Origin of the sequence: Pseudomonas sp. YH-1 (genome assembly GCF_051990045.1) — a bacterium.
GTDB classification, from domain to species: Bacteria; Pseudomonadota; Gammaproteobacteria; order Pseudomonadales; family Pseudomonadaceae; genus Pseudomonas; species Pseudomonas nicosulfuronedens.
The window spans coordinates 1,839,874-1,864,288 of sequence record NZ_CP178184.1 but is presented as its reverse complement, the minus strand read 5'-3'; the positions used below and the strand labels follow the sequence as shown (position 1 = coordinate 1,864,288).

Here is a 24,415-nt window from a genome sequence, read left to right as displayed (position 1 = left end):
ATCAACCGATCTTGGTACCGTGCGCCTGCTGATCGGCGTGGTACGAGGAACGCACCAGAGGGCCGGAAGCAACGTTCTTGAAGCCCATCTTCTCTCCTTCCTCGGCGAACCAGGCGAAGGTGTCCGGGTGGACGAAGCGCTGCACCGGCAGGTGGTTGCGCGAGGGCTGCAGGTACTGACCGAGGGTCAGCATGTCGATGTCGTGCTCGCGCATGCGGTGCATGACTTCGATGACTTCCTCGTCGGTCTCGCCCAGGCCTAGCATCAGGCCGGACTTGGTCGGTACGTGCGGAACCATCTGCTTGAACTTCTGCAGCAGGTCCAGCGACCACTCGAAATCGGAGCCCGGACGGGAGGACTTGTACAGGCGCGGTACGGTTTCCAGGTTGTGGTTGAACACGTCCGGCGGCTCGTTGGCGGTGATTTCCAGGGCGATGTCCATACGGCCGCGGTAGTCCGGGACCAGGGTCTCCAGCTGCACGCCGGGGGACAGCTTGCGGATTTCACGCAGGCAGTCAGCGAAGTGCTGGGCGCCGCCGTCACGCAGGTCGTCGCGGTCCACCGAGGTGATCACCACGTACTTCAGGCGCAGGTCGGCGATGGCGATGGCGAGGTTGGTCGGCTCATCGACGTCCAGCGGCTTCGGACGACCATGGCCGACGTCGCAGAACGGGCAGCGGCGGGTGCAGATGTCGCCCATGATCATGAAGGTCGCGGTGCCACCGGAGAAGCACTCGCCCAGGTTCGGGCAGGAAGCTTCCTCGCAAACGCTGTGCAGCTTGTGCTTGCGCAGCAGTTGCTTGATACGGTCGACCTCGGGGGAAACAGGGATGCGCACGCGAATCCAGTCGGGCTTCTTCGGCAGTTCGTCGGTGGGGATGATCTTCACCGGAATACGCGCGACCTTCTCTGCGCCGCGCAGCTTGACGCCAACTTCCACCTTGCCCGGCTTGGCGGCCGGGGCAGCCTGGCCGGAACTCTCCACAACAGTGCTCATCTAGGTTGGATCCCGCCCATTAGGGTCTTCTGTGCCACGTAGCCAAGGCGTTCGACGAGTTCGCCACGCAGGCGCTCGCGCACATCGGCCAATGCGATGGGGCCGGCCAGCTGACTCAGCTGGGTCATGGCCATACCTGCGTAACCGCAGGGATTGATGCGTCGAAAGGGTTCCAGGTCCATGTCCACGTTAAGGGCCAGGCCATGGAAGGAGCGGCCATTGCGGATGCGCAGGCCAAGGGATGCGATCTTCGCGCCGTCCACATAGACGCCCGGTGCGTCGGATTTGGACACAGCCGTGACGCCGTAGCTGTCGAGCAGGCCGATGAGACTCTGCTCGATGCGCGAGACAAGGTCACGCACGCCAATGCCGGAGCGACGCACGTCGAGCATCAGGTAGGCGACCAGTTGGCCGGGGCCGTGGTAGGTCACCTGGCCGCCGCGGTCGACCTGGACGACCGGGATATCACCGGGGAACAGCACGTGCTCGGCCTTGCCGGCCTGGCCCTGGGTGAATACCCGCTCGTGCTCGAGCAGCCAGACTTCATCGGGCGTGACGGCTTCGCGCTCGGCGGTGAAGCGCTGCATGGCGTGCCAGGTCGGCTCGTAAGGGAGGATACCCAGCTCACGAAAGCCCAGCGTTTCGCCCATCAGAGCACCATGTGGACGCGGCCGGTGGCGCGCAGGTCTTTATGGATGTTCTGCAGTTGGTCGACGCCGGTGGCGGTGATCAGCACCTGCACGGACAGGAAGCGGCCGTTGCGGCTGTCACGGGTGACCAGGGTGGTGATGTCGAGCTCCGGCGCATGGCGCTGGATGACTTCGATGACCAGATCGGAGAAACCTTCGCCGGCATCGCCGATGACCTTGATCGGATAGCGTTCGCAGGGGAACTCGATCTTCGGCGCGGGTTGTTCTGTGGTATCGACAGAATCAGGGGTATCAGTCATGGCTCTCGCGGGCGTGTGGCCCGCCTCCGCATGAGCGTCCGGGATGGGGGCGCTCCGGGTGGATCGGACGACGGCCGCCGGGCCACGGGGGGACCAGGCAGTCGCAGGCGGGCATTTTACCCGAGTTTGCGACTGCGCGGGCGGGTCAATCCCGGTCTTGTATACAAAAGTGCAAGACCGGGACGGGCGGTCAGTTGAACAGACCGAAGAAGAACAGGCGGATGCTGTCCCAGATACGGCGGAAGAAGCCGCCTTCTTCAACGGCGTTCAGCGCGACCAGGTCGGAGGTGCGGACCACCTTGTCACCCAGCTTGACCTCGACCTTGCCGATCACCTGACCCTGCTGGATCGGCGCCATCAGGTTCGGCTCGACGACCATGTTGGCCTGCAGCTGCTTGAGCTGACCGCGCGGCACGGTCATGGTCAGGTCCTCGGACAGGCCGGCTTTGACTTCATGCTCGGAGCCTTTCCAGACCATGGCCTTGGTCAGCTCGGCGCCCTTCTTGTAGAAGGTCTGCGATTCGAAGAAGCGGAAGCCGTAGGTCAGCAGCTTCTGGGTTTCGGCGGCGCGAGCCTGTTCGCTGTTGGTGCCGAACACCACGGCGATCATGCGCTGACCGTCACGCACGGCGGAAGCCACCAGGCAGTAGCCGGCTTCGTCGGTGTGACCGGTCTTCAGGCCGTCGACGGTCTTGTCGCGCCACAGCAGCAGGTTGCGGTTGGGCTGCTTGATGTTGTTCCAGAAGAACTCTTTCTGCGCGTAGATGGCGTAGTGGGTCGGCTCGCCGTAGATGATGGCGCGAGCCAGCGTGGCCATGTCCTTGGCGGACGAATAGTGGTCCGGGTTGGGCAGGCCGGTGGCGTCCATGAAGTGGGAATTGGTCATGCCCAACTTCTGCGCGGTGGTGTTCATCATGTCGGCAAAAGCGTCTTCGCTGCCGGCGATGTGCTCGGCCAGGGCGACGGAGGCGTCGTTGCCCGACTGGATGATGATGCCGTGCAGCAGGTCGCTCACCGAGACCTGGGAGCCGACCTTGATGAACATGCGCGAGCCGCCGGTGCGCCAGGCGTGTTCGCTGACGGTGACCAAGTCGGATTCGGCGATGCGGCCGCCTTCGATTTCCTTGGTGGCAATGTAGGCGGTCATCAGCTTGGTCAGGCTGGCGGGCGGCAGGCGCTCGTCGCCGGCGTTCTCGACCAGGATGTTGCCGCTGGCGCCGTCCATCAGCACCCAGGCCTTGGCCGCGAGCTGCGGGGCGGCGGGAACGACTTCAGCTGCCCAGCTGGCCACGGGGGCGCTGAACAGCACGAGCAAGGACAGGCGTTTGGCGAAGTTGAAGATGTTCATCCGTCTCTCTGGGGTTTACTAATGGTCAAACACTCCCCCGCGGGGGAACTCGTGAGGCGGCCTCTACGTGCCGCTATTGCACGTGCGGTGGAAACTCAGTCCAGGCGCACGAGCTTGGGTTGGCCAAGGTTGGCCACGCGGATGCTGTCCTGCATCCGACTTGCTTCATCCTGCGTTCCGATCGGTCCCAGGCGTACCCGGTACAAGGTCTGCTGGTTGACCACGACCGAGCTGATAAAGGATTTCGCCCCCGTCAGGCCGCCGACCTTCTCCTTGAGAAGCTCCGCAGCGTCCGGGTTGGCGAAGGCACCCACCTGGAGATACAGGCCATCGGCTGGTAATGAAGCGTTTTTTTTTGAGTCGATCTGGACCGGCGCCACTGGCGCGGCGTGCTGCGCTGGCGGAGGCGTGTAGGTTTCGATGGGCTGGGCCATGGCGACCGCCTGCGGCTGCGCGGCGGCAGGCTGCGAGGCCATCTTCGGCAGGGCCATGATCATCGGCGGCTGCTTGCCCTGGGAGGCCCACCAGCGGTCGGGGTCGATACCTTCAACCTTGACGTGGGCGGTGCCGGTCTCGGCGTAGCCGAGCTTCTTGGCGGCGGCGAAGGACAGGTCGATCACCCGGTCGGAATAGAACGGGCCACGGTCGTTGACGCGGACGATGACGCTCTTGCCGTTGTCCAGGTTGGTCACGCGCACATAGCTGGGCAGCGGCAGGGTCTTGTGCGCGGCGGTCATGCCGTACAGGTCGTACTGCTCGCCGTTGGCGGTGGCCTGGCCATGGAACTTGGTGCCGTACCAGGAGGCCGTGCCGACCACGTTGTAGGTGTTCGCGTTGTTGAGCGGGTAGTAGGTCTTGCCCAGCACGGTGTAGGGGTTGTTCTTGAACGGCCCGTTGTGCGGCATCGGCACGGCATCGGGGATGCGCGAGACGTCCACGTCCCACCAGGGCGCTCCATCGCGGTGCGGCCGGTTGTAGTCGTACGGGCCGGAGATACCGCTGCTGACCTGCGGCTGCGGTTGCGGCGCGCGGTTGCCGGTGCAACTGGCGAGGAACACGGTGCTCAGGCCAACGCAGGCGGCCAGCGACCAGAGGCCGGGACTTGCGATTCGCTTGCTCAATGGACACCTCGTGCCTTGGCGATCTCGCCGGCCAGCTGATGGACCGCCATGGCATACATGGCGCTGCGGTTGTAACGGGTGATCACGTAGAAGTTCGGCAGGCCGACCCAGTACTCGGTGCCCTGTGCGCCTTCCAGGCGCATGGCGGTCACCATCAGGTCGTCGCGGATCACGTCATGGGTGCGCCAGCCCTGGGAGCGTAGCTGACCAAGGTTCAGCTGCGGCTCCAGGCCCTGGGTGAGCGCGTCTTCGGCGGTGGAGGTGCCGATTTCCGCCTGCGTCACCACCGGCTCGCCGGTATGCCAGCCATGCTGTTTGAAGTAGTTAGCGACGCTGCCGATGGCATCGGTGGGGTCGCTCCAGATATTGATATGGCCGTCGCCGTCGAAGTCCACGGCGTAGGCGCGGAAGCTGCTCGGCATGAACTGCGGCAGCCCCATGGCGCCGGCGTAGGAGCCGGTCAGGCTGAGCGGGTCAACCTGCTGTTCGCGGGCCAGCAGCAGGAACTGCTTGAGCTCCTTGCGGAAGAAGTCGGCGCGCGGCGGGTAGTCGAAGCCCAGGGTGGACAGCGCGTCCATCACCTTGAAGTTGCCGGTGTTGCGGCCGAAGAAGGTCTCCACGCCAATGATGGAAACGATGTACTGGGCCGGCACGCCGTATTCCTGTTCGGCGCGAGCCAGGGCCTCGGCGTTCTGGTTCCAGAAGTCCACGCCGCGGTTGATGCGCGCGTCGGTGACGAAGATCGGGCGGTATTCCTTCCAGGTCTTCACCCGTTCGGCCGGGCGAGAGATAGCGTCGAGGATGGACTGCTTGCGCTCCACGTCGTGGAAGACGCCCATGAGCTGTTCGCCGGCGAAGCCGTAGTCGCGGGTCATCTCGCTGACGAACTCGGCGACCTGGGGCGAACCATCGTAGTCGCCCGCGTGGGTTGCGCCGGACATGCCGATCGCCCCCGCGATTCCGACCCAATGCACCCCCCTGGCAGCCCAGGCGCGCAGTACTTGCATTCCTTTCTTCACTCTTGTCATCAAACCTGGGCGATCCACTTCCGGTGGGTGTGGATCGACATCAAAACGCCGAACCCTGACATCAGGGTCACCAGCGAAGTTCCGCCGTAACTAATGAAGGGCAGCGGCACCCCCACCACTGGCAACAATCCGCTGACCATACCAATGTTGACGAACACATACACGAAGAAGGTCATGGTGATACTGCCGGCGAGCAACTTGCCGAACAGCGTCTGCGCCTGCGCCGTGATCACCAACCCCCGGTAGATCACCAGCAGGTACAGCACCAGCAGGAGGCACACCCCGACCAGGCCGAACTCTTCGCCGAGCACGGCAATGATAAAGTCCGTATGGCTTTCGGGCAAAAAATCCAGATGGGACTGCGTGCCCAGCAGCCAGCCCTTGCCGAACACGCCGCCCGAACCGATGGCCGCTTTTGACTGGATGATGTTCCAGCCGGTGCCCAGCGGGTCGCTTTCCGGGTCAAGGAAAGTCAGTACGCGCTGCTTCTGGTAATCGTGCATGACGAAGTACCACATGCCCACGGCGACCGGCACCGCAGCCGATACGGCCATGATGATCCAGCGCCAGCGCAGGCCGCCAACGAACAGCACGAAGGAGCCGGAAGCCAGTACCAGCATGGCCGTTCCCAGGTCCGGCTGCTTGAGGATCAGCACGAAGGGCACGACGATCAGCGCAAGCCCCACCACGCTGTGCTTGAAGCCCGGTGGCAGTGAACGCTTGGACAGGTACCAGGCAATCGTCATCGGCATCAGCAGCTTCATGAACTCCGCCGGCTGGAAGCGGATCACCCCTGGAATGTTGATCCAGCGGGTTGCGCCCATGGCGTTGTGGCCCATCACGTCCACCACCACCAGCAGCGCCACGCCGATCAGGTAGCCCAGCGGCACCCAGCGGGCGAGGAAGCGCGGCTCGATCTGCGCCAGCACGAACATCGCGCCCAGGCCCAGGCCGAACGACGAAGCCTGCTTGATCAGCAGGTCCCAGCTCTTGCCGCTGGCGGAGTACAGGACGAACAGGCCGACCGAACCGAGGGTGACCAGCAGCAGGAGCAGCAGGCCGTCGATGTGCAGGCGCTGCAGCAGGCTGGAGCGCCGCTTCATGACGTCTTCGCTGGACAGCGTACGGTCGAAATTTCCGTTCATGGTCATGGTTTGGGCGCCTCCGCCGTGGCCTGCGGTGCGTATTCGGGTTTGAGCTTGCCGGTCTCGTCGAGCAACCAGGCGTCAGTCACGGCCTTGAGCACGGGGGCGGCGACGCCGGAGCCGGACTCGCCGTTCTCGACCATTACCGCCACGGCGATCTGTGGGTTGTCCGCCGGAGCGAAGCCGACGAACAGGGCGTGGTCGCGGTGGCGCTCGAGCAGCTTGGAGCGGTTGTACTTCTCGCCCTGCTTGATCGCGACGACCTGTGCGGTACCGGACTTGCCGGCGATGCGGTAGACGGAAGTGGCTCCGACCTTGTGCGCAGTGCCGCGTGGCCCGTGGACTACCTGCTGCATGCCGTAGTCCACCAGGTTCCAGTTGTTCGGGTCCTTGAGCTTGATATCCGGCATCGGATCCTCGTCGACCGGCGGCTTGCCGTCGATGGTCTTGGCCAGGTGCGGACGAATCCACTTGCCCTTGTTGGCCAGCAGCGCGGTCATCTGCGCCAGCTGCAGCGGTGTGGCCTGCATGTAGCCCTGGCCGATGCCGAGAATCAGGGTTTCGCCGGGGAACCAGGCCTGCCGGCGCAGGGCACGCTTCCATTGGCGCGATGGCATCAGGCCTTCGGCTTCGCCGAACATGTCCAGGGCGACCCGCTGGCCGAAGCCGAATTCGCTCATGTAGTCGTGCAGACGGTCGATCCCCAACTTATGGGCCAGATCGTAGAAATAGGTGTCGTTGGAGCGCATGATCGCCGTTTCCAGGTTCACCCAGCCGTCGCCCGTGCGGTTCCAGTTGCGGTACTTGTGGTCGTAGTTCGGCAGTTGGTAGTAGCCGGGGTCGAACACGCGGCTGGCCGGGGTCACGACACCCGCATCGAGGCCGGCGATAGCCACGGCCGGCTTCACCGTCGAGCCGGGCGGGTACAGGCCGCGCAGCACACGGTTATACAGCGGGCGGTCCTCGGAATCGCGCAGGGCCGCATAGTCCTTGAAGCTGATGCCGGTGACGAACAGGTTGGGGTCGTAGGCGGGCTGGCTGACCATTGCCAGCACTTCGCCAGTGGACGGCTGGATCGCCACGATGGCACCACGTCGGCCGGCCAGTGCGGTTTCCGCGGCAGCCTGCAGCTTGCTGTCGATGCTCAGTACGATGTCGCGGCCGGAGACCGGCTCGGTGCGTTTGAGCACGCGCAGGACGCGGCCGCGGGCGTTGGTCTCGACTTCTTCGTAGCCAACCGTGCCGTGCAGCGCGTCCTCGTAGAATTTTTCCACGCCGGTCTTGCCGATGTGGTGGGTGCCCGAATAGGCCACCGGGTCGAGCTTCTTCAGTTCCGCCTCGTTGATCCGCCCGACATAGCCGACCGAGTGGGCGAAGTGTTCGCCCAGCGGATAATGGCGGACGAATTGCGCGGCCACGTCGACGCCGTTCAGGCGGTACTGGTTCACCGCGATACGGGCGATCTGCTCCTCGGACAGCTCGAACATGATCGGCACTGGCTCGAACGGCCGGCGCCCCTGTTTCATGCGTTTCTCGAAGATCGCCTTGTCTTCCTCGGTGAGGCCGAGGATGTCCACCAGGGTCTTGAGCGTGTCCTGCAGGTTCTCGGTGCGCTCGCGGGTGATGGTCAGGCTGAAGCTGGGACGGTTGTCGGCGATGATCACCCCGTTGCGGTCGAAGATCAGCCCGCGATTGGGCGGAATCGGCTGCACGTGGACGCGGTTGTTCTCCGACAGCGTCGAGTGGTAGTCGTACTGCGTCACCTGCAGGTGATACATGCGCGCCACCAGCACCAGGGCGAGCAGGAAGATCGCCACCCCGCCGACGATGACGCGGGCGCGGACCAGACGGGCGTCCTTCTCGTGGTCCTTGAGCTGTATCGGCTGCGGCATCGAAAACGGCTACGACTACTTGTGGTAGGGGTGCCCGGACAGAACCGTCCAGGCGCGGTAGATCTGCTCGCCGACCAGGATCCGCACCAGCGGGTGCGGCAGGGTCAGCGGCGACAGCGACCAGCGCTGCTCGCTGCGCGCGCAGACCTCTGGCGCCAGGCCTTCCGGCCCGCCGACCATGAGGTTGACGGTGCGCGCGTCCAGGCGCCAGCGATCGAGCTCCTGCGCCAGCTGGGGGGTGCTCCAGGGCTTGCCTTCGACTTCCAGGGTGACGATGCGTTCCCCAGGCTGGACCTTGCTCAGCATGGCCTCGCCTTCCTGGCGGATCAGCCGCGCCACGTCGGCATTCTTGCCGCGCGTGTTGAGCGGGATCTCCACCAGTTCCAGGGACAGCTCCGAGGGCAGGCGCTTGACGTACTCCGCCCAGCCCTCTTCCACCCAGCGCGGCATGCGCGAGCCGACCGCGATCAGACGCAGACGCACGGCAGGCTTACTCGGCGCTGTGCGAAGCGCGGCTCTGCTCGGCGCCCTGCCACAGGCGCTCCAGGTCGTAGAACTGGCGGGTAGCCGGCTGCATGACGTGGACCACGACGTTGGCCAGGTCGATCAGGACCCATTCGCCGCCTTCCTGGCCTTCGCTGCCGATCGGGCGCACGCCCTGTTCCTTGACCTTTTCCAGGACGTTGTCGGCCAGCGACTTGACCTGACGGCTGGAGGCGCCGGTGGCGATGACCATGGCGTCGGTGATGCTGGTTTTCTCACGCACGTCGATGACGACGATGTCCTGCGCCTTGAGATCTTCCAGAGCGGCGATGGCCAGCTCGACCAGTTGTTCGGTTTGCATTGAATGACTCTCTAACTTGATCAGTGAGACGCCTGGTACAGGCCGTGCGCCTCGATATAGTTCAATACCGCATCCGGCACCAGGTAGCGCACGGAGCGCCCCTGCGACAGGAGTTGGCGGATCTGGGTGGCGGATACTGCCAGCGGCGTCTGCCAGACGAAGGTGATCTGCCCGGCGGGGCCGGTCATCGCCTTCGGGTCGGCAACACTGCGCGCCGCCAGCAGGTCGCGCAGGTCTTCCGGCGGCTCGCTGTCGGCATCCGGGCGCTGCAGCACGACGATATGACAGTGCTCCAGCAACTCTTCCCAGCGATGCCAGGTCGGCAGGCCGCAGAATGCGTCCCAGCCAACCAGCAGGAACAACTGGTCCTGCACATCCAGCTCCCCACGCAGCGACTCCAGGGTGTCGATGGTGTAGGAGGGTTTGTCACGCTTCAGCTCGCGGTCGTCGACCACCAGCGGGTCTACGCCGGCAGCCGCCAGCTCGACCATCGCCAGCCGCTGTTCCGGTTTCACCTGGGGGGTGTCGCGGTGCGGCGGGCGGAAGTTGGGGATCAGGCGCAATTCGTCGAACTCGAACTGCTCGGCCATCTCCAGCGCACTGCGCAAGTGGCCGATGTGCACCGGGTCGAAGGTGCCGCCGAACAGACCGACCCGTCGGGAACGCGCCTTGTTCATCAGGTCCGCACGTGTCCGTCGCCGAACACCACGTATTTCTCGCTGGTCAGGCCTTCCAGGCCGACCGGACCGCGGGCGTGCAGCTTGTCGGTGGAAATACCGATCTCGGCGCCCAGGCCGTACTCGAAGCCGTCGGCGAAGCGGGTCGAGGCGTTGACCATGACCGAGGCCGAGTCCACTTCGGTGAGGAAGCGGCGGGCATCGGTGAAGTTCTCGGTGATGATGGCGTCGGTGTGCTGCGAGCCATAGGTGTTGATGTGCTCGATCGCCGCGTCGAGGCCGTCGACGATACGGATCGACAGGATCGGCGCGTTGTACTCGGTGCGCCAGTCTTCCTCGGTGGCTTCCAGCACGTCGGCGCCCAGCAGCGCGCGGGTGGCGGCGTCACCACGCAGTTCCACGCCCTTGTCGCGGTAGATGGCAGCCAGCGGCGGCAGCACGCGGTCGGCGATGCCGGCGTGCACCAGCAGCGTCTCCATGGTGTTGCACGGTGCGTAGCGCTGGGTCTTGGCGTTGTCGGCGACACGGATCGCCTTGTCCAGGTCGGCGGCAACGTCGATGTAGACATGGCAGATGCCGTCCAGGTGCTTGATCACCGGCACCTTGGCATCGCGGCTGATGCGCTCGATCAGGCCCTTGCCACCGCGCGGAACGATGACGTCCACATACTCGGGCATGGTGATCAGCGCGCCGACGGCGGCGCGGTCGGTGGTTTCCACGACCTGCACGACGCTGGCGGGCAGGCCTGCTGCGGCCAGGCCCGTCTGGATGCACGCGGCAATCGCCTGGTTGGAGTGGATCGCCTCGGAACCACCGCGCAGGATGGTCGCGTTGCCCGACTTCAGGCACAGGCTGGCGGCGTCGATGGTCACGTTCGGACGCGATTCGTAGATGATGCCGACCACACCCAGGGGCACGCGCATCTTGCCCAGCTGGATGCCGGACGGCACGTAACGCATGTCGCGGATCTCGCCGATGGGATCCGGCAGCGTGGCGACCTGGCGCAGACCTTCGATCATGTCGTCGATGCGCGCCGGGGTCAGGGCCAGGCGATCGAGCATGGCTGGCTCCAGACCATTGGCACGGCCATTGGCCAGATCCTGTTCGTTGGCTTCGGTCAGCTGGGCGCGGGCGGCGTCCAGGGCATCGGCTGCGGCCAGCAGGGCTTGGTTCTTCTGCGCGGTCGTGGCGCGCGCGACAACGCGCGACGCTTCACGGGCGGCGCGGCCCAGGCGGCTCATATAGTCGAGAACGGACTCGGTCATGATCAAACGCGTCTGCGTGAGGGAAATGCGCAAGTATAGCGGGAGCGCCCCCTCAGCGGCCAGCCACAGCAGCCGGCCGGTCAGCGACGCGCCGCACGTAACGCTTACCCGCCTCAACACCCCGCCCCATCGGTGAAACGGTGACATCCGCAGGCTCCCTGGCCCCTTACGCCGCCCGAAGGTTGGGTAACCAAATTCGTATCGGCTGGTTACTTTGCAAGCATGGCTAGTTGCCCCCGCAGTGCTCGCATGCCAGGGACTCAGGCCAGGGAAGAACAACAAGAGGCGGTCCACCGCCGGAGAACTGCCATGCGCTATCGCACCGATTACAGCGCCCAGTCCCTGACCGCCGCCCCGGCGGTGCTGGAACTGGACGGTTGGCAACTGCACTACCAGGCCTTCTCCTCCAGGGAAGATGACACTCGCCCGCCAGTCCTGCTGCTGGGCGGCGCGTTCCAGAGCTTCCGCTCTTTCGCCAGCGAAGTTTCCGAGCTGCTCGCCGGGCACCCGGTGATCCTGCTGGACCTGCCCAGCCAGGGCGGCAACCTGCAACTGGCGCCGCAGCTGAGCCTGGAGGACCTGGCCGACCTGATCGCCGCCTTCGCCGAAACGTTGCAACTGCCACCGCTGATGCCCATCGGGCTGTCCTACGGCTCGGCCCTGGCCGCGCTGTTCGCGGCCCGCCACCCGGCGCGCTGCGGACGCCTGCTGCTGGCCGGTATCACCGCCTTCGGCCGCCCCGGCGCCCGCGCCTTGCTGGTGGAAGCCCTGGCGCGCCTGGAACTGGGCGAGCAGACGCCCTTCGCCCACGGCGTGCTGACCGGCCTGATCAACCCGCTACGGCTGGCCGACACCGGTGTTTCCCCGGTATTCCGCAAGGCCCTGCTGCGCCAATTGCAGCGCCTGACCCCGGCGGAGATCGAACGCTACCGGCAGAACAGCCAGCGCCTGCTGGCCTTCGGCGGCTTCGACCGCCACCCGCAATGCCCGACCCTGGTGCTGGCGGGCGAGTACGATCACTTCACCCAGCCCTGGGAGCACGCCGAGTTCGCCCATGCCTGCACGGACGCCGAATTTGCGCTGATCCACAACGCCGACCACCTGGCCCAGTTCGAACGCCGCGACGCCTGCGCCCGGCTGTACAACCCCTTCCTGCGTGGCGAACCGCTGCCGCGCAGCGCCGCCGGCAGCACGCGCTTCCAGCGCCAGCAGTTGCTGCATCTGGAGCGCCGCTTCGAGCCGCGCCTGGCGCCGGCCGACACGCGCGCCGTGTTGCGCAACGACGAAGGCGGCGAATGGCGCTGCGAGCTGGCGGAGCTGGGGTATTTCGGCGGACTGATCCGCGTCGCGCTGCCGCTGGATCGCCCGGCGCGCGGCTGGAAGATGGTTGCCGCCGGGCTGCCGGAGCTGGATATCCTGCCGCTGCGCTACAGCGGCGACGGCCTGGCCTTCATCTTCGCCCACGGCGACCCACAAGCCAGCGCGGCACTGGCGGCGATGGTGGTGCCGATGCAGCAGGGGGCGTGTGCGGCTTGATTGACTGAGCGATGATGTCCCCGCGCTCGGACTGCTTCCCTCTCCCCCGCCCTCTCCCTGAAGGGAGAGGGAGCCGTTCGGCGTGGCTGGGGACTCTGGCGTCAGCCGGTTACTTCATGGGGACTCCCCTGCCACAAGCGGCTGAGGACAGTCCCCTCTCCCTTCAGGGAGAGGGCTAGGGAGAGGGCAGTCACCACTCCGAACCTACAAAGATGTCGATCAAATCCGCGCCTCGATCACCCGCACCAGGCTCGGCATCCGTCCTTTCGGCAGGCCCAACCCCGCGCCGTCCACCTGTGGGTCGAGCACGTTTACCCGGCCGAATCCGCATCCAACGAATGCTTCCTCGATTTCAGCGGCACTGCGGTAATGCAGCGGATAGCCACCACGGGTCAGTTTGCCGATCAGCCCGACACCCCAGCGGATCTGCCGGTAGCGCGGGTGCTCGCGCAGATCGGGGTAGAGTTCGGTCAAGTAGGTCGCTTCCGGGAACACCCGCAGCGCTGAGCTCAGCCGACGCCAAAAGTTCTCGATCACCGGGCGCTGGAAGTAATTCACCAGCCCCTCGGTGATTACCGCCACCGGGCGGTCCGGGTCCAGTTCGCAAAGCAGCGCGGCGAGGGTCTGCTCGCCCTGTTCGGCAAGGATATCCACAGCCCGCACGCGATGCTTGCCGTCCAGCCAACCCTGCTCCTGGAGCAGCGCGGATTTGCGCGCCGCCATCGGTGGCAGGTCGGCCTCGAGATAAGTCAGCTGGGGATAGCGCTCGCGGAAGCGCCGCCCGCGGGGAGAAAGTCCGCAAGCAATCTCCACCACCTGGGTAACACCGCGCAATTCGATGGACTGGGTCAGCCGAGCATCGATCAGCAGGTGACGTTGTAACAGGAAATCTTCGATATTCAGCCCGAAGCCGATCCGCGCGCCCCAGTTGATCGGTGCCACGCAGCTGTGCACCCAGCGGCCGAACGCCGTGGCGAAGGCTGGGTCGGCCAACTGGTGGCGATACCAGACGTAACCGGTGTAGTGCGCGCTGGGGGTGATGTGGGCGCTGTCGGCCCGGATCCGTTCAGCCATGCTTAAGAATCTTGTTGTTATGATTCCCCAGCCTAAGACCGGCCCGAGAACCGCGACAATCCGATGCCCGCCGAACCCAACCTAAGTTTGCCCTGGCCAAAGGCCAACCCGCTGCCGGACGCCTTCTTCAACCGCGACGCCCTCACCGTCGCCCGCGACCTGCTGGGCAAGGTGGTCCGCCACCGGGTCGGCGACCTGTGGCTGTCAGCACGGATCATCGAGACCGAGGCCTATTACCTCGATGAGAAAGGCAGCCACGCCTCCCTGGGCTACACCGAAAAGCGCAAGGCGCTGTTCCTCGATGGCGGGCACATCTACATGTATTACGCCCGCGGCGGCGACTCCCTGAATTTCAGTGCCGGCGGGCCCGGCAATGCGGTACTGATCAAGTCCGGCCACCCCTGGATGGACCGCATTTCCGGCGATGACTCGCTGGCCCGCATGCGCCAGCTCAACCCCGCCGCCGACGGCAGCGAACGCCCGCTGGGCAAGCTGTGCAACGGCCAGACCCTGCTCTGCCGCTCGATGGGCCTGAAGGTCCCGGACTGGGACGCCCAGCGCTTCGACCCGCAGCGCCTGTTCGTCGACGACATCGCCGAGCAGCCCTCGCTGGTCATCCAGGCTGCGCGTCTGGGCATTCCCCACGGCCGCGACGAACACCTGCAATACCGCTTCGTCGATGCCGCCTTCGCCAACTTCTGCACACGCAACCCTTTGCGCCGCGGACAGGTCGAAGGCCACGACTACCACCTGCTCGGAACCCAGGACGACTCCCGCCGATGATCGATCTCGCCGCCTTCAACGCCTGGATGGCGACCCACCCGCAATGGCTCGCCCTGGTCCTGTTCCTGGTTGCCTTCCTCGAATGTGCCGCCGTCATCGGCATCATCCTGCCCGGCGTGGTCATGCTCTTCGCCATCGCCGTACTGGCCGGCAGCGGCGCCCTGGGCCTGGGGGAAACCCTGGCGCTGGCGTTCTTCGGCGGCTTGCTGGGCGACCTGTCGTCCTACTGGATCGGCCGCCACTTCCACCAGGACATCCGACGCTTGCCGGTGCTGCGCCACCACCCGGAATGGATGGCCGCGGCCGAAGGCTTCTTCCACCGCTATGGAGTCGCCAGCCTGCTGGTGGGCCGCTTCATCGGCGCATTGCGGCCGTTCCTGCCAATGATCGCCGGCATGCTCGACATGCCCTTCGGACGCTTCCTGGCAGTCTCCATCGTGGCTGCCGCCGGCTGGTCCATCGCCTACCTGGTGCCCGGCTGGGCGACCGGCGCGGCCATGCGTCTGCCGCTGCCCGAAGGATTCTGGCCGGAAGCCGGGGTGGTCGCCGCCTGCGTCGCCGCGGTGCTGGCCCTGATCATCCACGCTGAGCTGCGCAAGGAGCGCAACGCCCCGCTGATCGGCGCTATTGGCTGTTTCGCGCTGCTGATCGGCATGCTGATCGGCTGGCCGCACCTCGATGCCCTGGACAAGGGCCTCATGGCTCTAGTGCAGGAACACCGCCATGCATGGCTGGATCACATCATGGTGGCTGTCACCCGTGTCGGCGACTTCCGTACCCAGTTCATAGCCGGCGCGCTGCTCGCCCTCCTGCTGGCCGCCCTGCGGCTGTGGCGGCACGCTTTCTTCGCCGCTGGCACCATGGTCGGTACGGCGCTGCTCAATACCACGCTCAAGCACTTCTTCGGCCGCGCGCGCCCGGAAGTGATCGCCGACCCGCTGTCCGCCTTCAGCATGCCCAGCGGGCACAGCTCGGCGTCCTTCGCCTTCTTCCTGGTGCTCGGCGTGCTGGCCAGCCGGGAGAAATCCCCGCGCGTGCGCCTGACCTGGATGCTGCTGGCGGTGATTCCCGCCGCCAGCATCGCCCTGTCGCGCGTGTACCTGGGCGCCCACTGGCCCAGCGACATCATCGCCGGCGCCCTGCTCGGCGCCTCGGTGTGCGCCGCCAGCCTGTGGATAAGCCAGCGCCGCAGCGAGCTGCCGGCCCTGACGCCGCGCATCTGGTGGAGCCTGCTGCCGACCGCCATGGTCCTGCTGGCGGTCGCCAGCGCCTGGGGACTGTCGGCAGCCATCCACCGCTACACGCCGCTCTGACCCGGCATCAGGCCCAGGGGCGCTCGCGCATCAGGTCGGCGCAGCGCAACTGCACGAACTCGCGCAACTGGGTCACCGCCCGGCTGAGCTGGGCGCGGTGAGTGCAGAACAGGTTCATCGGCGTGGCTTCGCCCAGGTAGTCGGCCAACGCCACTTCCAGCCGGCCGGCACGCACATCGGCCGCCACGTCCAGCCAGGACTTGTAGACCAGCCCCTGCCCCGCCACCGCCCAGCGCCGCACCACATCGGCATCGTCGCAAAGGCGATCGCCGCGCACCGTCACTTCGTGCTGCCTGCGGCTGTCGCTGAAACGCCAGCGCTCGTGGGCACGTCCGCCCAGCATGTACAGCAGGCAGTTGTGTTTCTGTAGCTCGTCCGGGTGCGCCGGCTTGCCATGGCGCGCGAAGTACTCCGGCGCGGCGCAGAGCACCCGACGATTTTCCGGAGCCAGCGGCAGCGCCACCAGGTTCGAATCGCCCGGCAGGCCCAAGCGGAAAGCCACGTCCACCGGCTGCCGGTAGAGGTCGGCCTGGCGGTCGCTGATCAGCAGGCGCAGGTTCATCCGCGGGTGCAGCGCCTGGAATTCGTCGAGCCAGGGCAACAGCACGTTGCGACCGAAATCCGACGGTGCCGAAACCTGGAAGTTGCCGGCGATCTCGCTCTTGCCGCCGGCCAGCAGCTGGCGGCCGTCGTCCAGGCTCTGCAACGCCGCACGGGCGTGGGCCAGATACAGCTCACCCTCGGCGGTCAGGCGCAGGCTGCGGGTGGAGCGGGCGAACAGGCGCACGTCCAACTCGTTTTCCAGGCGTTTGAGCGCCGCGCTGGCCACCGCCGGTGACAGCTCCAGCTCACGAGCGGCGGCGGAAAGGCTGCCGCGCTCGGCGGTGCGGACGAAGATCTGCAGGTCGTCGAAACGCAGCATTTTCAAAAATCCTTTGAAAGAGACTCTCTACTTACGCGGTTTTTCTTCCCGAAGAAAGAGAGCAGCATGCCTTCACTTTCAACGCACCTGCCCCATCAATCTGGAGATACCCGGATGAGCCTGACCCTGATCGCCATCATTCGCGCCAAGCCCGGCCATGCCGACAGCCTGCAGGAGCGCCTGCACGGCATGCTCGCGCCGTCCCGCGCCGAGGCGGGCTGCCTGCAGTACGACCTGCACCGCGATATCAAGGACGCCGAGCTGATCTACATGATCGAGCAATGGCAGAGCGAAGAAGCCCTGGCCGAGCACGAGGCCAGCCCGCACTTCCAGGCCTTCGTGAAGGCCGCCGAAGCCGACCTGGCGGAGCTCGACATCCGCCTGATGAACCGCATCGACTGATCGTTCAAAACGAATAGGAATTCCCATGAAAGCCATCGGCTACACCCAGAGTCTGCCCAGCAACGATGCCAATTCCCTGCTCGACATCCAGCTGCCCGACCCAACGCCCGGCCCGCGTGACCTGCTGGTGGAAGTGCGCGCCATCTCCGTCAACCCGGTGGACACCAAGGTGCGCCAACGCGCTCAACCTGCCGAAGGCCAGTACAAGGTGCTCGGCTGGGATGCCGCCGGCGTGGTCCGCGCGGTGGGCAACGAGGTCAGCCTGTTCAAGCCGGGCGACAAGGTCTGGTATGCCGGCGACCTGACTCGCCCCGGCAGCAATGCCGAACTGCAGCTGGTGGACGAGCGTATCGTCGGCGCGATGCCGACCAGCCTGGATTTCGCCCACGCCGCCGCCCTGCCACTGACGACCATTACTGCCTGGGAACTGCTGTTCGACCGCCTGCAGGTGGCCGAGGGCAATGCGAGCAAAGGCCAGAGCCTGCTGATCGTCGGCGCCGCCGGCGGTGTGGGCTCGATCCTCACCCAGCTGGCACGCCAACTCACCGGCATGACCGTGATCGGCACCGCCTCGCGCCCGGAAACCCAGGAATGGGTACGCAACCTTGGCGCGCACCACGTGATCGATCACCGCAAGCCGCTGAGCGAAGAGCTCAAACGCATCGGCGTCGGCGAAGTCACCCACGTGGCCAGCCTCAACCAGACCGAGGAGCACCTCGCCGAGATCGTCGCCAGCCTGCGCCCGCAGGGTCGCCTGGCACTGATCGACGACCCGCTGAACCTCGACGTGCGCCTGCTCAAGCAGAAGAGCCTGTCGCTGCACTGGGAGTTCATGTACACCCGCTCGATGTTCCAGACCGACGACATGATCGAGCAGCACAAGCTGCTGCAGCGCGTGGCCGGGCTGATCGACAGTGGCGTGCTGAAGACCACCCTGGGCGAGCACTTCGGCAAGATCGACGCCGCCAACCTGCGTCGCGCCCATGCGCTGCTGGAAAGCAACACGGCCAAGGGCAAGATCGTGCTGGAAGGGTTCTGATCGACTGCTCCCGGTAGGGCGCATAACGCCTAGGGCGTTATCAGCGGCTTTGGCGGATAAATCCGTTCCGGGTTATGCACCCGACGAAGATGGCGTCGTGGGGAAGCGCCTGTGCACGGCTGTTCGCGAGCAAGCTCGCTCCTACAAGTAGCCGGAAACGCCGGAATGGATCTTCGTAGGACCAAGGGGGACGCCTAGTCCTTGCTCGCGAACCCCGGCCAGCTCAGTCGCTGGTCCTGGCCCCGGCCAGCAAACGGCAGAGCTTCTCGGTGGCGTCGAGCATCGCGAAGCTCGGCTTCTCCAGATCGCGATCCGGCACCACCCAGAGCTGCTTGAGCCTCGTGGCGCTGAGCTGCTGCATGCGGGTCCAATCACGCAGCTGATCCTCGCTGGCCGCCAGGATCACTTGCGGATCGCGCGCCAGCACGGCTTCCTGACCAACCTGCGGTGCCGGCAGGTCGAGGTCGGCGAACAGGTTGCGCCCGCCACAGACTTCCAGCGCCTCGCTGATGATCTGCCGGCCACCGACGGTATAGAGCGGGCGGTCCCACACCTGATAGAACACCCTGAGCGGCTGCTCGCGGCGGTACTGCGCCCGCAGCTGCACCAAGCGCGCATCGAAGGCTTCCGCCAGCTCACGCCCCTGCTCCGCCCGCCCCAGGTGCTCGCCCAGCTCGCGGAACTGCTGGGAGATATCCTCCAGACGGTGCGGATCGGCCACATAGACCGGGATACCTGCGGACTTCAGGCGTTGCAGCTGTGCTTCGGGCACGGCGCCGGGCCAGACCAGCAGCAGGTCCGGCTGCAGGGCGAGAATCTGTTCGAGGTTGACCTGGCCGTAGCGGCCGACGGACGGCAGACTTTTCAGAGATTCCGGACGCGGCCCACCATCGAGCAGGCCGGCCAGCCGGTCGGCGGCACCCAGTTCGAGGACCATGTCGGTGAGCGAGGGCGCCAGGCTGACCACCCGCTCCGCTGCGGCAACGGGCAGGCCGGCGAACAACAGGAGCAGGCAGAGGAAGTGGCGCATCAGGCCAGTTGGCGCGGCAGGCGGTAGAGCCAGAGGATAACCAGACTGGCGAAGCCCAGCAGCAGGACCGGCACGCCATGCAGGTCGACCAGCACCGCCAGGGCACCGATCCAGGCCGGCAGGCTGCCCACCAGCGCGCCACGGCGCTGTGCGGCGCCCAGCGCTTGCCAGGCAGCCGGCTCGTCGGCGTTATCTCGCGCCTTGCCGGTGGCGATCAGCGCGTGCTTGTAGCGACGGAACAGCGGCAGGGTAAGGAACATCGACAGCAGTCCGACGACGAACACCGGCGTCGCCAGCGTATCGCCGAAGGGCGCCTCGCCCACCAGCGCCAGCATCAGGTGCTGCGGCGCCAGCGCAAGCGCCAGCAATAGCCACCAGATCAGATTCAGCCGGCGCCGGGCAGCGGCGCGATTCACGAAGCGGATGCCTCGGCCTCGGCTTCGCCCTGATGCATGTTGCCCAGCATGTGGCCAAGCTTGCCTGCCTTGGTCTGCAGGTAGCGCTTGTTATGCGGGTTCAGGCCCTTCTGCAGCGGCACGCGCTCGGCAACGGTCAGGCCATAGCCTTCGAGCGCCTTCACCTTGCGCGGGTTGTTGGTCATCAGCTTCAGCGAGCAGACGCCCAGGTGCTTGAGCATCGGCAGGCACATGGCATAGTCACGCTGGTCGGCGCCAAAGCCCAGGGCCAGGTTGGCTTCCACGGTATCCGCTCCTTCATCCTGCAGGGCGTAGGCGCGGATCTTGTTGAGCAGGCCGATGCCACGACCTTCCTGACGCAGGTACAGCAGGACACCGCGGCCTTCCTTGGCGATGGCCGACAGTGCGCCCTCGAGCTGGAAACCGCAGTCGCAGCGCAGGCTGAACAGCGCATCGCCGGTGAGGCATTCGGAATGCAGACGCCCCAGCACCGGCTGGCCGTCATCGAGCTTGCCCATGGTCAGGGCGACGTGTTCCTTGCCGGTTTCCTCGTCGAGGAAGCCATGCATGGTGAATTCGCCGAAAGGAGTGGGCAGCTTGGAGGCGGCGACGAAAACGACAGACACCGGAAACTCCTGAAAGATTTATCTAAGGAAAGAAGGCCGGCATTGTAACAGCTGCGTCGTCCGCACCGTCATTGCGAATTCTGCAAGATAAGCATCGATGCGGTTGATAGAAGCCGAGCGATCAGTGCTTGGCCTGGATGTACATCATGCCCTGGTCTTCGCGCCAACCGACGCGGTTGAGATAACTCATGCCCAGCAGAATATCGGTGGGGAAATCGCCTTCGAGCACCACCGCCTCAACCCCTAGCACCTCGACACCGCCGAGCTTCACGCTGTTGAGGGTCACCCGCCAGCCCTTGGCCGTACCGCTGGCGGTGGAGGCCATCATGGGCGTACCGCCGGCGCGGTAATCCAGCCCCAGGCGCCGGGCCTGACCTTCGTTCATGGCGATCGAGGTCGCGCCGGTATCCACCAGGAACTGCGCATTCTGGTTGTTGATCGTGCCGGCCACCCAGTAATGGCCACCGGTACCGCGGGCGATACTCGTCTCGGCGTTCGCGGCCGGCGTGGCGTAACCTGCACTGTTGTACTCGCGGCTCAGTTCGTAGGTCTGCTCGACCCCGCCGACGCGCAGCACCGCCTTGTGGCTGTCGGCGCTGACCACCTGGACGCCTTCCGGACCGGTCTGGCCAACCTTCAGCAGCTTGCGCTGACCGTCGATATTGAGCACTGCGGCACCAGGGAACAGACCCACTACCTGCACCTGAGGCGCCGCCACGGCGACGAGGGAGCAGATGGACAGGCAGATCAGGGCAGACAGGCGCATGGCGATCACTCCTTGGGCGGCAGCAGGGGTTTCAGCGGGGCATAGGGCCAGTGCCAGCGGGCGAAGATGCGCTCCAGTTCGCCGCTGTGGTAGAGCGCCTGCATGCGGGAATCATAGAGCTTCGCCAATGCCCGCCCACGGTCGTTGTTGGCGAAGCCAAGATACAGCGGAATCGAACCCACATCGGTGATGTGGTAGACGCTGGCGTCGACACCCTTGGCCTCGATCATCTCTTCCAGCTCGGGCCGTGCGTCGATGAAGTAGTCGATGCGGTGGCCGTCGAGCATCGGCAAGGCAGAACTGCGCCGCTGCAGCTCGTTGCGCTGCTTGAGGTGATCCAGGTAGCGGTCGAACGCATAGCCACGCATCCACGCCAGGCGATAGCGGTCGAGCGTGGCCAGGGTTGGCTGGGGCGAACTCTTCAGGCCCAGCGCGCCGATGGGGTCGACGTCATAGGGCCAGTGCGGATAAATGATGTGATCGATTTCGTTGCGGTAGGAGCCAACCCACGCGTCCGCCTCGCCGCGTTGCACCAGCCCGACAGAGCGCACGTAGGGCTCGCTGCGCAGGCTCAGGCGGACGCCTTCGGGCTCATAGATGGCCCGCAGCAGGTCCCAGGCCAGGCCACGGCCGTCGGCCTGGCTGTAGTTGACCCAGACCTCGCTGACCACTCGGACCTCGGCAGGTAGCCCGGCAGGTGCTTCGGCGGCCAGGGCCGACGTCAGGGAAATCGCCGGCAGCCAGCACAGGCAGAGGAGCAGGCACAGCAGTCGGCGCATCGATCTTCCTCAGATCAGCCAGTGGGCCCAACCCCATGTCAGGCCTTGCATCACCAGCCAGGCGAAAACGCCGGCCAGCACATCGTCCAGCATGATGCCGACACCGCCATGGACGTTGCGGTCGATCCAGCTGATCGGCCAGGGCTTGGCAATGTCAACGATGCGGAACACCACGAAACCGACCAGCAGCCACCACCAGCCCTCCGGCACCAGCCAGAGGGTGATCCACATGCCGACCATCTCGTCCCAGACGATGCCTTCGTGATCGTGTACACGCAGGTCGTCGGCCACCTTGCCGCACAGCCAGAAGCCGAACAGCATGGTGATGCCCAGCATCAGCCAGTAACCCCAGTCCGGCAGCATCTGCCAGAGTGGTATGAAGGGTAGCGCAACCAGCGAACCCCAGGTGCCCGGCGCCTTGGGCAGGGTGCCCGAGCCGAAGCCGAAGGCCAGGAAGTGCCAGGGATTGCTCCAGACCGAATGGGGTACGGGTTGGGCCGGGGCCTGGTTGGGGTGTTCTGTCACGGTCACTCCATGAAATGCAGGTAGCCGCCCTGACGCGGCGTGATGTCGGCGCCGGCGCCATCGAGCACACGGACGCCGGAACCGGCTTCCACCCTACCGACCACACGCAGGGCCGGCCAGTTCGCCGAAAGTGCCGGCAGATGCTCGGCAGGCAGAGTGAAGGCGAGCACATAGTCGTCACCGGCGCCCAGCTTGAGCTGCTGAGCGCGCTCGGCGCCCAGCAGGGCTTCCAGCGCGGGGCTTTCGGGCAGTTTGTCGGCTTCGACGATGAGCGCCACGCCCGAGGCGCGGGCGATGTGTCCGCAGTCGGCAAGCAGCCCGTCGGAAATATCCAGCGCCGCCGAGGCCTTGCCACGCAGCGCCTGCCCGAAGTCCAGTTGTGGCTGCGGCGACCAGTAGCGCGCCAGCAGCGGCTCGGCGACGGACGGTTCAGCGGTCATCTCGCCCAGCACCAGCGGCAACGCCCCGCCCGCCTCGCCCAACGGACCACCGACACACAGCAGATCGCCCGGGCGTGCTCCAGCGCGAGTCAGCGCCTGTCCGGCCGGCACGCCGCCGAACACGGTGACGGTCATCGCCAGCGGACCGCGGGTGGTGTCGCCGCCGATCAGCGCCAGCGCGCATTCCTGCGCCTTCTGGTTCAAGCCACGGGCGAAACCTTCCAGCCAGTCCGGATCGGCCTCGGGCAGGGTCAGGGCAAGGGTGAAGCCGATGGGTGATGCGCCCATGGCCGCCAGGTCGCTGGCGGACACCGCCAGGGCACGCTGGCCGAGCAGGAAGGGATCGCAGACGGTGGGGAAATGCACACCGACGACGAGCGTGTCGGTGGAAATCGCCAGCTGTTCGCCGGCCTTAGGAGCGAGGAGCGCGCAGTCGTCGCCGATCCCCAATGCCACTGCCTCGCCGCCGGCCGCACAGGCGGCCGAGGCGAAGTAGCGACGGATCAGCTCGAACTCACCCATGCCTCAGCGCTTGGCGCCACGCAGTTCGGCGGCGCGCAGGCGCGGAGCGAGCTTGTCCAGCACGCCGTTGACGAACTTGTGTCCGTCGGTGGCGCCGAAGGTCTTGGCCAGCTCGATGCCTTCGTTGATGACGACCTTGTAGGGCACGTCCAGGCGGTTGCGCAGCTCGTAGGTGGCCAGGCGCAGGATCGCCAGTTCAACCGGGTCGACCTCTTCCAGGGCGCGGTCCAGGCAGGGAGTGAACTCCTCGTCCAGATCGGTCTTCAGGCGCGGTACGCCGTGCAGGATCTCGTGGAAGTAGGCACCGTCCACATCGCTGAAATCGTTCTCGGTGCGGAAGGACGCCTCGATCTCGTTGAGCGGCTGGCCAGCCATCTGCCAGGAGTACAGGGCCTGCACCGCGAGGCTGCGGGCCTTGCGACGCATGGCGATCTTGTTCGGCTTGGCGGGCTTGGCCGGCTTGCTGTCCGGAGTAGTGCTGTCCTGGCTCACTTGGCCTCCAGCTGCGACAGCAGGCTCACCATTTCCAGGGCGGACAGGGCAGCTTCGGCGCCTTTGTTGCCGGCCTTGGTGCCGGAGCGCTCGATGGCTTGTTCGATGGAGTCGACAGTCAGCACGCCGAAGGCGACCGGCACGCCGAACTGCAGGGAAACCTGCGCCAGACCCTTGGTGCACTCACCGGCCACGTATTCGAAGTGCGGGGTGCCGCCACGGATCACCGCGCCGAGGGCGATGATGGCGTCGAACTCGCCGCGCTGGGCGACTTTCTGCGCGACCAGCGGGATTTCGAAGGCGCCCGGAGCACGGATCACGGTGATGTCGCTCTGGGCGACGCCGTGGCGCACCAGCGCGTCGATGGCGCCTTCCACCAGGCTTTCCACCACGAAGCTGTTGAAGCGGCCAACCACCAGGGCAAAGCGGCCTTTGGGGGCGATGAAGGTACCTTCGATGGTCTTCAGGGTCATGGGCAAGTCTC

28 protein-coding genes are annotated in these 24,415 nt (G+C 65.9%); 5 read left to right on the top strand and 23 right to left on the bottom strand.

Annotation, left to right across the window (positions count from 1 at the left end; all coding sequences use genetic code 11):
* Position 1: 1 nt before the first annotated feature.
* The 12 genes from lipA to ACKI1H_RS08780 all read right to left on the bottom strand — a co-directional run bounded on the left by lipA (position 2) and on the right by ACKI1H_RS08780 (position 11,266).
* Positions 2-997: a lipoyl synthase gene (gene lipA, locus ACKI1H_RS08835; RefSeq protein WP_138520102.1), complete on the bottom strand. Its 996-nt coding sequence runs from the start codon at positions 995-997 to the stop codon at positions 2-4.
* The gene (gene lipB, locus ACKI1H_RS08830) at positions 994-1,647 is read right to left on the bottom strand and encodes a lipoyl(octanoyl) transferase LipB (protein ID WP_440468173.1); all 654 of its coding nucleotides are present in this window, start codon (positions 1,645-1,647) and stop codon (positions 994-996) included. The genes lipA and lipB overlap by 4 nt, the downstream gene beginning before the upstream one ends.
* Positions 1,647-1,946, bottom strand: a complete 300-nt coding sequence (locus ACKI1H_RS08825) for a DUF493 domain-containing protein (RefSeq protein WP_017521820.1) — start codon at positions 1,944-1,946, stop codon at positions 1,647-1,649. The genes lipB and ACKI1H_RS08825 overlap by 1 nt, the downstream gene beginning before the upstream one ends.
* Before the next feature lie 190 nt (positions 1,947-2,136).
* Positions 2,137-3,294 carry a D-alanyl-D-alanine carboxypeptidase family protein gene (locus ACKI1H_RS08820; protein WP_138520100.1) on the bottom strand — a complete coding sequence of 386 codons (1,158 nt, stop codon included), beginning with the start codon at positions 3,292-3,294 and terminating at the stop codon, positions 2,137-2,139.
* Between the two features lie 95 nt (positions 3,295-3,389).
* Entirely contained in the window at positions 3,390-4,415 is a 1,026-nt protein-coding gene (locus ACKI1H_RS08815; RefSeq protein WP_440468172.1) for a septal ring lytic transglycosylase RlpA family protein, read from the bottom strand.
* Positions 4,412-5,434, bottom strand: coding sequence for a lytic murein transglycosylase B (mltB, locus tag ACKI1H_RS08810; protein ID WP_138520098.1), 1,023 nt, complete (start codon positions 5,432-5,434; stop codon positions 4,412-4,414). Before mltB ends, ACKI1H_RS08815 begins: the two co-directional genes overlap by 4 nt.
* 8 nt (positions 5,435-5,442) lie before the next feature.
* Positions 5,443-6,546, bottom strand: a complete 1,104-nt coding sequence (rodA, locus tag ACKI1H_RS08805; RefSeq protein ID WP_138216950.1) for a rod shape-determining protein RodA — start codon at positions 6,544-6,546, stop codon at positions 5,443-5,445.
* Between the two features lie 44 nt (positions 6,547-6,590).
* Entirely contained in the window at positions 6,591-8,480 is a 1,890-nt protein-coding gene (mrdA, locus tag ACKI1H_RS08800) for a penicillin-binding protein 2 (protein ID WP_138520097.1), read from the bottom strand.
* A 15-nt stretch (positions 8,481-8,495) separates the two neighbouring features.
* Positions 8,496-8,963: a 23S rRNA (pseudouridine(1915)-N(3))-methyltransferase RlmH gene (gene rlmH, locus ACKI1H_RS08795; RefSeq protein WP_015475414.1), complete on the bottom strand. Its 468-nt coding sequence runs from the start codon at positions 8,961-8,963 to the stop codon at positions 8,496-8,498.
* Positions 8,964-8,970: 7 nt separating this feature from the next.
* Complete coding sequence (gene rsfS / locus ACKI1H_RS08790; protein ID WP_138520096.1) at positions 8,971-9,324, bottom strand: ribosome silencing factor; 354 nt, start codon at positions 9,322-9,324, stop codon at positions 8,971-8,973.
* 20 nt (positions 9,325-9,344) lie between these two features.
* Positions 9,345-10,001, bottom strand: a complete 657-nt coding sequence (gene nadD / locus ACKI1H_RS08785) for a nicotinate-nucleotide adenylyltransferase (protein WP_440468171.1) — start codon at positions 9,999-10,001, stop codon at positions 9,345-9,347.
* The gene (locus ACKI1H_RS08780; RefSeq protein WP_138520094.1) at positions 10,001-11,266 is read right to left on the bottom strand and encodes a glutamate-5-semialdehyde dehydrogenase; all 1,266 of its coding nucleotides are present in this window, start codon (positions 11,264-11,266) and stop codon (positions 10,001-10,003) included. Before ACKI1H_RS08780 ends, nadD begins: the two co-directional genes overlap by 1 nt.
* A 309-nt stretch (positions 11,267-11,575) precedes the next feature.
* Here ACKI1H_RS08780 and ACKI1H_RS08775 point away from each other — a divergent pair, with 309 nt between their 5' ends.
* Entirely contained in the window at positions 11,576-12,802 is a 1,227-nt protein-coding gene (locus ACKI1H_RS08775; protein ID WP_440468170.1) for an alpha/beta fold hydrolase, read from the top strand.
* A gap of 219 nt (positions 12,803-13,021) precedes the next feature.
* Here ACKI1H_RS08775 and ACKI1H_RS08770 read toward each other — a convergent pair whose 3' ends face one another.
* Complete coding sequence (locus ACKI1H_RS08770; protein ID WP_440468169.1) at positions 13,022-13,876, bottom strand: class I SAM-dependent methyltransferase; 855 nt, start codon at positions 13,874-13,876, stop codon at positions 13,022-13,024.
* Between the two features lie 63 nt (positions 13,877-13,939).
* Here ACKI1H_RS08770 and ACKI1H_RS08765 point away from each other — a divergent pair, with 63 nt between their 5' ends.
* Both ACKI1H_RS08765 and ACKI1H_RS08760 read left to right on the top strand, forming a co-directional pair.
* On the top strand, positions 13,940-14,659 hold the full coding sequence (locus ACKI1H_RS08765) for a DNA-3-methyladenine glycosylase (RefSeq protein WP_440468168.1): 720 nt from the start codon (positions 13,940-13,942) through the stop codon (positions 14,657-14,659).
* A complete protein-coding gene (locus ACKI1H_RS08760) occupies positions 14,656-15,972 on the top strand; it encodes a bifunctional DedA family/phosphatase PAP2 family protein (RefSeq protein WP_138520090.1) in 1,317 nt (438 codons plus the stop codon). The genes ACKI1H_RS08765 and ACKI1H_RS08760 overlap by 4 nt, the downstream gene beginning before the upstream one ends.
* A gap of 7 nt (positions 15,973-15,979) precedes the next feature.
* Here ACKI1H_RS08760 and ACKI1H_RS08755 read toward each other — a convergent pair whose 3' ends face one another.
* Positions 15,980-16,894, bottom strand: a complete 915-nt coding sequence (locus tag ACKI1H_RS08755; RefSeq protein WP_440468167.1) for a LysR family transcriptional regulator — start codon at positions 16,892-16,894, stop codon at positions 15,980-15,982.
* Positions 16,895-17,008: 114 nt separating this feature from the next.
* Here ACKI1H_RS08755 and ACKI1H_RS08750 point away from each other — a divergent pair, with 114 nt between their 5' ends.
* Entirely contained in the window at positions 17,009-17,296 is a 288-nt protein-coding gene (locus tag ACKI1H_RS08750; protein WP_138520088.1) for a putative quinol monooxygenase, read from the top strand.
* A 25-nt stretch (positions 17,297-17,321) separates the two neighbouring features.
* Positions 17,322-18,335, top strand: a complete 1,014-nt coding sequence (locus ACKI1H_RS08745; protein ID WP_440468166.1) for a zinc-binding alcohol dehydrogenase family protein — start codon at positions 17,322-17,324, stop codon at positions 18,333-18,335.
* Between the two features lie 223 nt (positions 18,336-18,558).
* On the opposite strand, the gene ACKI1H_RS08740 is transcribed toward ACKI1H_RS08745, so the two are convergent.
* The 9 genes from ACKI1H_RS08740 to ribH form a co-directional block, all read right to left on the bottom strand.
* A complete protein-coding gene (locus ACKI1H_RS08740) occupies positions 18,559-19,365 on the bottom strand; it encodes a cobalamin-binding protein (RefSeq protein ID WP_440468165.1) in 807 nt (268 codons plus the stop codon).
* A complete protein-coding gene (locus ACKI1H_RS08735; RefSeq protein ID WP_440468164.1) occupies positions 19,365-19,781 on the bottom strand; it encodes an MFS transporter in 417 nt (138 codons plus the stop codon). Before ACKI1H_RS08735 ends, ACKI1H_RS08740 begins: the two co-directional genes overlap by 1 nt.
* The gene (gene ribA, locus ACKI1H_RS08730; RefSeq protein WP_440468163.1) at positions 19,778-20,407 is read right to left on the bottom strand and encodes a GTP cyclohydrolase II; all 630 of its coding nucleotides are present in this window, start codon (positions 20,405-20,407) and stop codon (positions 19,778-19,780) included. The genes ACKI1H_RS08735 and ribA overlap by 4 nt, the downstream gene beginning before the upstream one ends.
* A 121-nt stretch (positions 20,408-20,528) precedes the next feature.
* On the bottom strand, positions 20,529-21,173 hold the full coding sequence (locus tag ACKI1H_RS08725; RefSeq protein ID WP_440468162.1) for a retropepsin-like aspartic protease family protein: 645 nt from the start codon (positions 21,171-21,173) through the stop codon (positions 20,529-20,531).
* Positions 21,174-21,178: 5 nt separating this feature from the next.
* Positions 21,179-21,952 carry a substrate-binding periplasmic protein gene (locus ACKI1H_RS08720; protein ID WP_138520082.1) on the bottom strand — a complete coding sequence of 258 codons (774 nt, stop codon included), beginning with the start codon at positions 21,950-21,952 and terminating at the stop codon, positions 21,179-21,181.
* Positions 21,953-21,961: 9 nt separating this feature from the next.
* Positions 21,962-22,477, bottom strand: coding sequence for a phosphatidylglycerophosphatase A family protein (locus tag ACKI1H_RS08715; RefSeq protein WP_138520081.1), 516 nt, complete (start codon positions 22,475-22,477; stop codon positions 21,962-21,964).
* Between the two features lie 2 nt (positions 22,478-22,479).
* On the bottom strand, positions 22,480-23,439 hold the full coding sequence (thiL, locus tag ACKI1H_RS08710) for a thiamine-phosphate kinase (protein WP_440468161.1): 960 nt from the start codon (positions 23,437-23,439) through the stop codon (positions 22,480-22,482).
* 3 nt (positions 23,440-23,442) lie between these two features.
* A complete protein-coding gene (gene nusB / locus ACKI1H_RS08705) occupies positions 23,443-23,865 on the bottom strand; it encodes a transcription antitermination factor NusB (RefSeq protein WP_246084806.1) in 423 nt (140 codons plus the stop codon).
* 62 nt (positions 23,866-23,927) lie between these two features.
* Complete coding sequence (gene ribH, locus ACKI1H_RS08700) at positions 23,928-24,404, bottom strand: 6,7-dimethyl-8-ribityllumazine synthase (protein WP_015475395.1); 477 nt, start codon at positions 24,402-24,404, stop codon at positions 23,928-23,930.
* Between the last annotated feature and the right edge of the window lie 11 nt (positions 24,405-24,415).